This window comes from bacterium SCSIO 12696 (assembly GCA_024397955.1).
GTDB lineage: Bacteria > Pseudomonadota > Gammaproteobacteria > Pseudomonadales > Porticoccaceae > SCSIO-12696.
In genome coordinates, this window is the sequence record CP073744.1 from 1,316,004 (window position 1) to 1,328,097 (window position 12,094).

10 protein-coding genes and 1 tRNA gene are annotated in these 12,094 nt (G+C 49.8%); 2 read left to right on the top strand and 9 right to left on the bottom strand.

The genetic code is table 11. The features are described from left to right. The 3 genes from aceF to KFE80_06025 all read right to left on the bottom strand — a co-directional run bounded on the left by aceF (position 1) and on the right by KFE80_06025 (position 5,636). Positions 1 to 1,620 (bottom strand): dihydrolipoyllysine-residue acetyltransferase, encoded by a 1,620-nt coding sequence (aceF, locus tag KFE80_06015; GenBank protein UTW46434.1) that lies wholly within the window; start codon positions 1,618 to 1,620, stop codon positions 1 to 3. Between the two features lie 44 nt (positions 1,621 to 1,664). After that, positions 1,665 to 4,313 carry a pyruvate dehydrogenase (acetyl-transferring), homodimeric type gene (gene aceE, locus KFE80_06020; GenBank protein UTW46435.1) on the bottom strand — a complete coding sequence of 883 codons (2,649 nt, stop codon included), beginning with the start codon at positions 4,311 to 4,313 and terminating at the stop codon, positions 1,665 to 1,667. A gap of 258 nt (positions 4,314 to 4,571) precedes the next feature. Further along, positions 4,572 to 5,636, bottom strand: coding sequence for an AI-2E family transporter (locus tag KFE80_06025; GenBank protein UTW46649.1), 1,065 nt, complete (start codon positions 5,634 to 5,636; stop codon positions 4,572 to 4,574). A 156-nt stretch (positions 5,637 to 5,792) separates the two neighbouring features. On the opposite strand from KFE80_06025, the gene KFE80_06030 reads away from it, so the two are divergent. Continuing rightward, the gene (locus KFE80_06030) at positions 5,793 to 7,229 is read left to right on the top strand and encodes a M48 family metallopeptidase (protein UTW46436.1); all 1,437 of its coding nucleotides are present in this window, start codon (positions 5,793 to 5,795) and stop codon (positions 7,227 to 7,229) included. A gap of 149 nt (positions 7,230 to 7,378) precedes the next feature. Here the strand turns inward: KFE80_06030 and nadA are convergent, their stop codons facing one another. Continuing rightward, entirely contained in the window at positions 7,379 to 8,440 is a 1,062-nt protein-coding gene (gene nadA / locus KFE80_06035; GenBank protein UTW46437.1) for a quinolinate synthase NadA, read from the bottom strand. Positions 8,441 to 8,594: 154 nt separating this feature from the next. On the opposite strand from nadA, the gene KFE80_06040 reads away from it, so the two are divergent. Next, positions 8,595 to 8,670 (top strand) — tRNA-Lys (locus KFE80_06040). Between the two features lie 525 nt (positions 8,671 to 9,195). Here the strand turns inward: KFE80_06040 and KFE80_06045 are convergent. The 5 genes from KFE80_06045 to KFE80_06065 all read right to left on the bottom strand — a co-directional run bounded on the left by KFE80_06045 (position 9,196) and on the right by KFE80_06065 (position 12,080). Then, the gene (locus tag KFE80_06045) at positions 9,196 to 9,546 is read right to left on the bottom strand and encodes a hypothetical protein (protein ID UTW46438.1); all 351 of its coding nucleotides are present in this window, start codon (positions 9,544 to 9,546) and stop codon (positions 9,196 to 9,198) included. A gap of 116 nt (positions 9,547 to 9,662) precedes the next feature. Then, positions 9,663 to 9,929 carry a hypothetical protein gene (locus tag KFE80_06050; protein UTW46439.1) on the bottom strand — a complete coding sequence of 89 codons (267 nt, stop codon included), beginning with the start codon at positions 9,927 to 9,929 and terminating at the stop codon, positions 9,663 to 9,665. Positions 9,930 to 10,441: 512 nt separating this feature from the next. Then, positions 10,442 to 10,789 carry a hypothetical protein gene (locus tag KFE80_06055; GenBank protein ID UTW46440.1) on the bottom strand — a complete coding sequence of 116 codons (348 nt, stop codon included), beginning with the start codon at positions 10,787 to 10,789 and terminating at the stop codon, positions 10,442 to 10,444. Positions 10,790 to 11,233: 444 nt separating this feature from the next. Next, the gene (locus KFE80_06060) at positions 11,234 to 11,569 is read right to left on the bottom strand and encodes a hypothetical protein (protein ID UTW46441.1); all 336 of its coding nucleotides are present in this window, start codon (positions 11,567 to 11,569) and stop codon (positions 11,234 to 11,236) included. 169 nt (positions 11,570 to 11,738) lie between these two features. Further along, positions 11,739 to 12,080 carry a hypothetical protein gene (locus KFE80_06065; GenBank protein ID UTW46442.1) on the bottom strand — a complete coding sequence of 114 codons (342 nt, stop codon included), beginning with the start codon at positions 12,078 to 12,080 and terminating at the stop codon, positions 11,739 to 11,741. Positions 12,081 to 12,094 lie beyond the last annotated feature (14 nt).

Consider the following 12,094-nt stretch of genomic DNA (forward strand, 5'->3'; position numbering starts at 1 on the left):
TTACAAAACCAAACGGCGTATATCACCAATCAGGCTGACCAGAGTGGTCATAAAGCGCCCGGCATCACCGCCGTTAATGGCGCGGTGATCGTAGCTCAAACACAGGGGCAGCATATTACGCGGGGTGAATTCGGAGCCGTTCCACACCGGTTTGATCTCCGCTTTGGAGATGCCCAAAATGCCCACTTCCGGAGTGTTTACGATGGGCGTAAAGCCTTTACCGCCAATGGCACCGAGACTAGAAATGGTAAAGCAACCACCCTGCATTTCCGCCGGCTTCAGTTTGCCGTCGCGAGCTTTAACCGCCATTGCCATCACTTCTTCGGTGAGCTCCCAAATGCCTTTCTTATCCACATCGCGAATCACTGGTACTACCAGGCCGCGAGGCGTATCCACCGCCATGCCGACGTGGATATAGTGTTTTTGCACAATGTGTTCGCCGTCAGCGTGCAGGGAACGATTAAACGCAGGATTCAGCTCCAACGCTTTGGCCACTGCTTTCAGCAGGAAAGGTACAGGCGTCAGCTTGGTGCCGCGTTTTTCCGCTTCCGCTTTCATGGACTTGCGAAACGCCTCCAGCTCGGTGATATCAGCATCATCGAACTGGGTAACATGGGGAACATTGAGCCAGCTGCGCTGCATATTGGCAGCAGTCACCTTGGCAATTTTCGCCAGCTTCACTAACTCCACTTCACCAAACTGGCTGAAGTCCACTTCTGGTACTTGCGGTATAGCCGCACCACCGCCAGTAGCAGCTCCACTTTCAGCGGTTTTAACCGCTGTTTTCACATAGGCATGAACATCGTCTTTGAGGATTCGCCCACGGGGGCCAGTGGCCGCTACTTTGGACAGATCAACACCCAGTTCACGAGCTAAGTGACGTACTGCCGGGCCTGCGTGAACAGTTGCCGAAGGCGCTGCGGTGACTTGCGGAGCTGGGGCAGCTGCTGGAGCTGGAGTCGCGGGGGCTGGAGCGGCTTGTGGTGCGGGAGCAGTAGGTTTGGATTCAGCAGGCGCTGCCGCCGGAACCGGAGCATCGCCACTGGCTTTCATCATGGCAATAGCATCACCAGTGGCCACCTTGCCACCTTCCGCTACTTTTAATTCGGTAACCTCACCACTGAACGGTGCCGGTACATCCATGGTGGCTTTGTCGGACTCCAATACCATTAAGGTATCGCCCTCTTCCACCGTATCGCCAACCGCAACACTCATTTCGATGATGTCTACCTGGCCGTCACTGCCAATATCCGGCACTGTCACCAGTTGTGGTTCAGAAGCAGCGGCAGGGGCAGACGCGGGCTGCTCGGCCACTTGAGGCTCTGGTTCTGGAGCAGGCGCTTCCGGTGCTGGCGCAGCAGCGGGTTCAGCGGCGGCTTCACCACTGAGTTCCAGCTCAACAATGGCTGAACCTTCACCAACGGTGTCACCCTCTTTCACCAGGATACTCTTGACCACGCCAGCGTGACTGCTAGGCACATCCATGGTGGCTTTGTCGGATTCCAACACCACCAGGGATTGCTCTACTTCAACACTGTCCCCAACAGCAACGGCAATCTCAATGACTTCAACAGAATCTGCACCACCCAGATCGGGAACCAGAACGTTTTCTGTGGACATATTTTTCTACCTTATTTTTCTGGTAAATCGTTTTTTGACAGCCCTTAGCAATACTGAGGGTTGGCTTTTTCCGGGTCTATGCCCAAGTCCTTAATGGCTTTGCTAACCACCGACGCTTTGATACTGCCTTCATCCGCCAGAGATTTCAAAGTGGCAACCACAATAAAGTAGCGATCCACCTCGAAGAAACGGCGCAACGCCTCGCGGCTGTCACTGCGACCAAAGCCGTCGGTACCCAACACTTTGTAGTTGGCCGGGATATACGGGCGCAATTGCTCGGAATAGTTTTTCATGTAATCCGTGGCAGCAATCACTGGCCCGGCGCGACCAGCCAACTGGCTGGTAATGTAGGGCACTTTGGGCTCCGCTTCCGGGTTGAGCATATTCCAACGATCGCAGGCCTGACCATCGCGAGTCAGTTCGTTAACGCTGGTAAGGCTCCAGATATCCGCATCCACTTTGTAGTCTTTCTTGAGGATAGCAGCGGCTTCGCGCACTTCGTTAAGGATAGTGCCACCACCCAGCAGCTGCACCTTGAGCTTGCCCTTGCCGCCCTGCTCCAGCAGATAAGCGCCTTTGATAATGCCCTCTTCCGCCCCTTCAGGCATGGCTGGGTGCACATAGTTTTCGTTCATGGTGGTGATGTAGTAGAAGCAGTTCTCCTTATCACCGTACATGCGCTTGAGGCCATCCTGGATAACCACCGCCAGCTCAAAGCTGTACGCTGGATCGTAGCTGCGGCAGTTGGGGATGGTGTTGGCCAGGATGTGGCTGTGGCCATCCTGGTGCTGCAAACCTTCGCCATTAAGGGTGGTGCGCCCGGCAGTGGCACCAATCAGGAAGCCACGAGCCTGAGAGTCACCGGCCGCCCAGGCCAGATCGCCAATGCGCTGGAAGCCGAACATGGAGTAGTACACATAGAACGGCACCATGGGGCAGTCGTAGTTACTGTAGGCGGTAGCCAGCGCCGTCCAGGCGGCCATGGCACCGGCTTCGTTGATGCCCTCTTCCAGAATTTGACCTTTCTTGTCCTCTTTGTAGAACATGATTTGGTCGCGATCCTGAGGCACGTATTTTTGGCCTGCGGAAGAGTAAATACCCAGCTGACGGAACATACCTTCCATACCAAAGGTACGAGCTTCGTCCGGCACGATGGGCACAATGCGCTTGCCCACTTCTTTGTCTTTCACCAGGTTCGAGAGAATACGTACGAACGCCATGGTGGAAGAAATTTCACGCTCACCGGTGCTTTCCAGTTGCTTTTTGAACAGATCCAGCTCCGGTACGTTCAATGCCTCAAAGTCTGACTGGCGAGCCGGTACCGCGCCGCCCAATTCATCGCGACGGTTTTTCAGGTACGCCATTTCGGCACTGTCTTCCGGCGGACGGTAATAAGGCAGGTTGGGCAGCTCTTCGTCACCGATGGGAATCCCGAACTTGTCGCGGAAGCCTTTCAGGCTCTCGATATCCAGCTTCTTCACCGAGTGAGTGATGTTGGCGGACTCACCCGCATCACCCATACCGTAACCCTTCACGGTCATGGCCAAAATTACCGATGGCTGACCTTTGTGGGCTGCTGCTTCCGCGTAGGCAGCGTAAACTTTGTACGGGTCGTGGCCACCGCGGTTGAGGTTCATGATCTCGTCGTCGCTGAGTTCTTTCACCAGTTCCAGCAGCTCTGGGTATTTGCCGAAGAAGTGCTCACGAGTGTAAGCGCCGCCGTTAAACTTGTAGTTTTGCAGCTCGCCATCACAGACTTCGTCCATGCGCTTCTGCAACAGGCCGGTAGTGTCTTTTTCCAGCAGGGCGTCCCAGTGGCGGCCCCAGATTACCTTGATGACGTTCCAGCCCGCGCCGCGGAACACGCCTTCCAGTTCCTGAATAATTTTGCCGTTGCCGCGTACCGGGCCATCCAGGCGCTGTAGGTTACAGTTAATCACAAAGGTCAGGTTTTCCAGGCCTTCGCGGCCAGCCAGGGAGATGGCACCCAGAGTTTCTGGTTCATCACACTCACCATCGCCGAGGAATGCCCACACTTGACGGTCGCGACGCTCCACCAGGCCACGGGCAGACATGTAACGCATGATGTGCGCCTGATAAATCGCTTGCAGCGGCCCCAGGCCCATAGAAACCGTGGGGAACTGCCAGTAGTTGGGCATCAACCAGGGGTGTGGGTAGGAAGAAAGGCCGTCGCCATCCACTTCACAACGGAATTTGTCCATCTGTTCGTCAGTGAGACGCCCTTCCAGGTAAGAGCGGGCGTAAATACCTGGGGCGATGTGGCCCTGGAAGAAGATCAGGTCATCCAGGTGGTTTTCATTGCGGCCGCGGAAGAAATAGTTGTAGCCCACATCGTAGAGAGTGGCAGAAGAAGCAAATGAGGCAATGTGGCCACCGATACCATCTTCCCGGCGATTAGCGCGCATCACCATGGCCATGGCATTCCAGCGAATCATCGAACGCAGTTTGCGCTCCATAAACAGGTCGCCGGGCATGGGCTTTTGGTTGATGACTGAAATAGTGTTGCGGAAGGGGGTGGTAATGGCGGCGGGCAGAGGAATGCTGTTGTCGTTAGCTCGATCCATCAGTTGCTGGATCAGGAAAGAGGCCCGTTCTCCCCCCTCGTTCTGAATTACGGATTCCAGTGCATCCAGCCATTCCTGAGTTTCGATGGGGTCGATATCATTCTGCATAATTTTTCTGCCTCTCTATTATTTTCCACTGACTCATCGCAAAACTTACTTTTCTCAAAATAAGTGACCGCTGCGATGCAGTTTTCAGGTACTCCCCAGAACACCCTGTAGTCAAATTACAAACCGGCCGCATTCTACAGAAATTGGCCATTTCAGTCTATTTAAAGCAAGCGCCAACGATGGACGCAAAACAAAAGTAAATGATTGATTCTTAAACTAAAAACTATTTTATTGTGGTATTTAATTTAGTTACAAAAGCTACCCCAAGGGTGTTACCTCGGTGCGGGGCCAGGCGTTGTACAACGCTTTTACCAAAGTGGCGAGCGGAATCGCAAAAAATACACCCCAAACTCCCCAAAAGCCACCGAACACCAAAACCGCCAAAATAATCGCTACCGGGTGCAGGTTAACGGCCTCAGAAAACAGCAATGGCACCAGCACATTACCATCGAGAAACTGGATAACGCCATAGGCCAGCATTACCCACATAAACTCCCCACCCCACCCCAACTGGAAGTAGGCAACCATAGCCACGGGGATGGTCACCAAAGCAGCCCCAATATAGGGGATCACCACAGAAAAGCCCACCAGCAAACCCAACAGCGCCGCGTAGTTGACCCCAAGCACCAGAAACACAATGTAAGTAACTACGCCAACAATCACAATTTCCACCGCTTTACCTCGCACATAATTGGCCATCTGATCGTTCATTTCTGCCCAAATTCGGCTCATTACCGGGCGGTGCTCTGGCAGCATTGCGCTTAAGCTTTGCAGCAACGACTCTCGATCCTTGAGCATAAAAAACACCATAAAAGGCACCACCACCAAATACACAATAATGGCAACCAAGTCCGGTACCGTGGTAAACACCCCGGCCAACATGCCCTCAGCACCAATCGCTAACTGGCCTGAAACATGGGCCATCAACGAGGTCAGCTGCTCCTCAGAAACCAGCTGCGGGTATTTTTCCGGCAGTGTCATCAGCGCGGTATGCCACTGGGAAACCATACGCGGCACTTCTGACAACAGGTTACTGGCCTGGCGTATCACCAAGGGCACCATAAAGATAAGCGCAGCCAGCAATACCCCCACAAACACCACAAACACTGTCAAAACTGAGGCTAATCGCGGCACCTTCCAGCTCTGCAGACGTTCAACGGGGCTCTGCAGTAAAAAAGCAAAGATAATGGCCGCCAATACCGGCGCCACGATTTTGCCCATGGTGAGCACAATCACCAGACCACCCACCAGCATCAAGGTGAGCATAATGGCTTCGTTGTCGCCAAAGTAACGTGTCAACCAACCGTCAAATCGGCCCTTCATACTGTTTTTAGGGGTCTTGGGCGACATCAAAGGCTCCACAGGCAAGAACAGAGGGCAATTTTCACTGTCGAATCGTTACCTTGTACTTTAGGATAGACAGTCACAAAGTCTATGGTATATGGATGCCACTGGCGAGCTAAAAAAACCGAGGTCATTTTGAGGTATCACCTAACCGCTTTACTGCTAACTGCGTTGTTGCCACTGGGCGCTGCCGCCAATCAGAACGAACTGCCAGAATTGAGTGACACTAGCTCCAGCAGCGTGACTTTGGCCAAAGAGCACGACCTTGGCCGCCTGTGGCTGAAAGCGTTCCGCAGCCGCACCCAGGAATTTTCCGACCCGGAAACCCAGCAATACGTTGAGCAGCTTCTTTACAAGCTACTGGTACACAGCGAGCTTAAAGACCGCCGCCTTGAAATAGTCATGGTGGACAACCCCAATATGAATGCCTTTGCGGTGCCTGGGGGTGTGGTTGGCGTGCATAATGGCTTATTCAATTTTGCCGAAACTGAACACCAGCTGGCTTCGGTACTCACCCACGAACTGGCCCACTTGAGCCAACGGCACTTTGCCCGGGGTTTACAGGAGCGCAAAAAAAATTCGGTGACCACCATGGCCGGGTTGCTGGCAGGGTTGGTACTCGCCGCCACCACCAAAAGTGACGCAGGCATTGCCGCCATTACCGCGTCACAGGCGTTGTCCCAAGATCAAGCACTGCGCTACAGCCGTCAAAATGAGCAGGAAGCGGATCGCATTGGCATTGATAACCTGCACCGGGCGGGCCTTGACCCCAATGGCGCCTCGGAAATGTTTGAACGCATGCAACGGGCCAGCCGTTTTGCCGGCCAACGAGTACCGGAATTTCTGCGCACCCACCCGCTCACCGAAAATCGGGTTTCTGACACCAACCTGCACGCCAACAGCTACCCCAAAAGAGAATACACGGACAATCTGGATTACCACCTGATTCGCGCCCGTATTCAGCTGCATTTCGATGCTAATCCCCGGCGAGCGGCAAAGCGTTTTCAAAGCCAATTGAAAGGCACCACCAATACGCCACCAGAAGCGGCTCGATACGGTTTGGTGTTGGCATTGATCGACAGCGATCAACTGGCTGAAGCACGCAAACAGTTAAATATTTTGCAAAAAGATTCCAATCATCACCTCTACAGACTGGCCGAACTGGATTTACTGCTGGCCCAAGGCAACCACGAAACCGCCATTAGTCAGGCGCGGAGGCAACTGCTGCTGTACCCCAACGACCACGCTCTGAAAATCAAGCTAGCGACCATTTACACCAAAGCCGAAAAATTTCAGCTGGCTAACCAGCAACTGACCGAGCTGTCACGCAAACGCAGCACAGACCCGCAAGTTTGGTATCAGTTGGCGGAAGTTCGAGGTCTGGCGGGAGATATTGTTGGCCTGCACCGGGCCAGGGCGGAGTACTTTATTCTGGTGGGAGCGTTTGGGCTCGCCAGAGATCAACTCGGCCACGCCGCCAAGCTCAGCCGGCACGATTTTCAGCAAAGTGCCATTATTGATGAAAAATTGATTCAGCTGGCGGAATTGGAACAGCAGATTAAGAAGTTGTAAATAAAGCTACGGGCATCGAGCTACTAGCTGCGGGCAGAGCGAGCGAGATGCAAAAGATCGGTCTACAAAAAACCGAGCCCACTACAAAGCTCGGTTTTTTTATGTGGCACGTACAGCACGTAGCTAGCAGCTCGCCGCCTGAAGCCGTATTACCTGTTTTTAAAATCCAGCATCCGCTGCAACGGCACCATAGCGCGACGCCCCAAGTCGGCATCCACAAACACTTCGTTGCTACCCTGCTCCAGAGCTTCCACCATATTCTTCAAATGATTCATCCCCATCCAGGGGCAATTGGCGCAACTGCGACAAGTGGCACCGCGACCAGCGGTGGGAGCAATAATCAGCTCCTTATGGGGTGCCTCTTGCTGCATTTTGAAGAAAATACCTTCATCAGTAGCAACAATCACCTGCTTGTGGGGTAGATCTCTGGCAGCGGCAATCAATTGAGAGGTGGAGCCCACCGCATCCGCCATTTGCACTACGTTATCCGGGGACTCCGGGTGCACCAGAATCGCCGCATCCGGGTACACCTCTTTGAGATCCAACAGGCCACGGGCTTTAAATTCTTCGTGAACGATACAGCTGCCATCCCAAAGCAGCATATCCGCACCGGTCTTTTTCTGCACATAGCTGCCCAAATGCTTGTCCGGCGCCCAAAGAATCTTTTCCCCTTCACTATCCAGATAGTCCACGACATCAAGTGCAATACTGGAGGTCACCACCCAGTCAGCACGAGCCTTTACTGCCGCCGACGTGTTTGCGTACACCACCACCTTGCGATCTGGATGTTGGTCGCAAAAAGCGCTGAAATCGTCCGCCGGACAGCCAATATCCAGTGAACAGGTGGCCTCCAAGGTAGGCATCAACACCCGCTTTTCTGGGGTTAAGATCTTCGCGGTCTCCCCCATAAACTTAACCCCCGCCACCAACAGGGTAGAGGCTTTGTGCTGGCTGCCAAAACGGGCCATTTCCAGAGAATCGGACACGATACCGCCGGTTTCCTCCGCCAAAGACTGAATAACCGGGTCGGTGTAATAATGAGCCACAATCGCCGCGTCTTTGGCCGCCAACAGCTCCACAATACGAGCGCGATAAAACGCCTCTTCCTCAGCACTGTACTTGGGTTTGTCGTGCAGATGCTCAAGATACTCCTGCACCACAGCCCGGTGCTCAGTGTTCTCGGCAATGGTTAACTTCTCGGCGTGCAGCATGAAAATATGACGTGTCTGTTACAAGGGGCGCGGATTCTACCACAGCCGCAAACGACGGGCGATCTCAGGCTGGCAAGCAGTCCTGTTTAAACCGCAAAAAGGGCAAAAAAACACTTGATCTGGAAAATTTGATGAGTATTATACGCACCTCTTCGGGTCGTTAGCTCAGTTGGTAGAGCAGTTGGCTTTTAACCAATTGGTCATAGGTTCGAATCCTATACGACCCACCATATTCTCAATAGAGAGCCAAAAAGGCCGTCCAGTTGGACGGCCTTTTTGCGTATGGTGGGTCGTATAGGTAGCGGAGAAGCTATCGGTTCGACAAATCGGCAGGATAGCCGATTTGGGCACCTCCAGCGGCCGAAGGCCGAGGAGCATGGATGCTCCGAGTCACAAAATGGCAGGATAGCCATTTGGGCGCCTTAGGCGGGCGTAGCCCCAGCCACATCGACGTGGCGAGTCTCCTATACAGCCCACCACCTCTTCTGGATTCAAGATCAAAAGGCCAGCTGAAAGGTTGCATTTCTATCGGACGCTCGAACAAGCAATATTGAATCTGCCGCCAAATCAACCAACAGCTATACAACTCACTACTTTATTGACCTGAAAAACGCCGCTCGTTATCCATCTTGGCGTGCTAGATATAACAAGGCAGCACTGATCTCGGCAAAGTGCCGTGATAGTCTAAATAGGTTTTAGTTTAATAATTGATCAATTAACGTCTGTATTGAACAAGGCTGGGCGGCGCATCAAATTTAAAATGGCATATTCCCAATACGTACACCATAAACATCGTAAGAATTCCCGATAATAGTACAAACATCATTCGCTCTGACAAGCACATCTGAACTTCCATGGTAAGCAGACATAATTGCTGCCTGGATAGATTTGTACTGCATGCTGTCGCTATTTATTGCATATCTGCCCGTTGTGTTACAACCTTCTGAAACTGAACTATCAAGTTTGAACAAGAAAATTTCTTTTCCTGACCAGATAGACACGCTGTATCCTGACACTTTGCCAGAAAAATCTTTTGTTCCCGCCCAAACCAATGCCGAAGTACAAAGAACTGCTAATACAACAACACTAAATATTAATCTTTTCACTATCCTTTCCTTTGATAATTAACACGTCACCCCAAGCAAAATGCAATCACTCATCTTTGACTGTAAAGTAGCGCAATTTGACCGCAATAGATTGTTCTTGGCAGTCATCAGTAACCCTAAAAAATAACGTCTTTTTTTGCCATCATCGCCGCCAACAGGGCACTAAGGTACTCCTTTGCCATGAGCCGACTCATATTTACAGTCGCATAATCTCCATTACTACCATGGCAAGCTGGAGGGTTCGGGATACCACCTTTTGGATATACATGAATGAGGTTTGCATCATCATAGAGCAATATCTGTTCAACTTTTGCAGTGAAGGTTCCGGCAAAAATATGTGACGAAATACAGAAAGCAACAGCTACTAAAATAAACTTTTTCATAAGCTACATTTACTCTTTAGTGACCTTTAAGTTCTCGGTTAATTTTCAACTTAAAGCCAATCAACCAGCTGAAAAAATTTTTTCAAATTATTCGCTTTTCAACTCAAAAGCAGTCAGTCTTAGTGTGTTCCCTAGACCACAAGGGCCGCCTTCTTCATACCAAATGTGCGCAATTTTAACTTTGCCACATAAGCTGCCAGAAAGGCTGATACAAGCTCGCCTTTATTCTCAGCACTTTGGTCTATATTTGGTCTATATGAATATGCACTCTGTAATCGTCATTACCTTCACACCCAAGAGGCGCTGGAGCAAATCGTACCTTTATATAATTTTCATGGAAACGAACGCTAGAAATTATGCGCTCACCTCCCTCATAAGTCACTGAGAATGCATGACAAGGCAGCAGAAATATAACAATAAACATCAGTACTTTCATACTTAACAGCTCTACACGATTGCGTTTTATTTTGATAGGAATAGTGTTCAATAAACATTGAAAGCAAGCACCAGGATTACTCCAAACCACTGGTGACTTGAATATTATGAATCTTGCATATTTGATTATCATTGTTCGTATAGACCGTTACAGTCTTACCTGCCAAAGAAAACGCTAATGCACTTGAATAAAGTCTATTACGTTCTTCGACAGTTCCAGCAAAGTACAACCACCCATAATCGCCACCATCACAATCATCTGGAGTAATATTCCCTGAAATGCGAATGGCCGGGTTAGTAGCATGTGCTAATAGAGAGCTGATTTTTCCAGACGCATAATGGCTCGCTGCATAAGCCAATTGGCTTCCCAGTAGAGCGGTGAATATCACTGGCACAATATATTTTCCTGATCTGGGAAAAATCATTTCTACTACTCCTTAACTAGATCTAATCGAGTCAACAAAGGCCTATCGAATGAAGAGTCACACCCATGAACCCAACCTCGAATTTTTCCACCTGCATGAAATGATGACAAGACTGCGGCGTATATTTCGTCAAACAGCGGACGAGCCTTGTCCAACACTAGAAAATCCTTGTGTTGACAGGATTCATTATCCGTAGAGGGCGTATCTAAATAGACCAAGATTTTGGTATTACTGTCATGTATAACAACCCTGGATATTTCATGCTCTTAAAAGGAACTGCTTGCCATAGCTGATGTAGCAACCAGAAAGACTAATCCAAAGATAATTTTTTTCACGAATCTTCCTTACTATAACTTTTTAAAAAGGCAGCTGCACATAAAGAAGCGTAATACTACGAATAGCCTCTAGCTCACTTGTCAGACGCCGATAAATGACGATGCACCATCAGTCACTATGAACATTAAAGTAATTCAGTTTGACTGCGAAAGACTGTTCTGGGCAGTCATCCGATATCCTAAATGTGACGTCTTTTTTCGCCATCATCGCTGCCAAAAGAGCGCTAAGGTATTCTTTTGCCATGGAGCGATTCATTAAGACAGTCATGTAATCACCATTACTGCCATGACAGGAAGGAGGGTTAGGGATACCGCCTTTTGGATATACGTAAATAATATTTCCATCATCATATAACAATATAGTCTCAACTTTTCCTGTAAAAGTAGCGGCAAAAATATTTGAAGATATACAGAAAGCAATAGCCATTAAAATGATTTTTTTCATAAGATACATTTACTCCTTAGTGATCTTTAAGTTCTCGGTTAACATTCAACTTAAAACCAATAAAACAGCTGAAATTTTTTTAAATTATCCTTTCTTTAACTCAAAATCAGTCAGTTTTAGTGTATTTCCTGGGCCTCAACAAACATCAGGGTTAGCATCTATTCTAGAGTCATTCCATAACAATCAATTTCAATTCGCACTCTTTTGAAGATAGCCCACTCCAATCTGAATTTTCATCTGCATATACTCTAACAGGTGTTTTAGCGTGGTAAGCGGATAACGCTATGCTTAAAATATTTTTAGATGCAGCACCTGAAGAGTCCTTAAACCAGTAACCATTCGGGCATAGAGAATTTTGATTTTCTAACTGTACTAGAACGACGCCATCTGTGTAGTCTGCCCAAGCCCATATTTTAGAAATTGGGTAGTACCCTCCTGTATCCATAGCTTTCACTATTAACGGCATAGAAGCAGCAATTAAGAATAGCAGTATAGATATGGTTTTCTTCATTCATTCACCTCAGA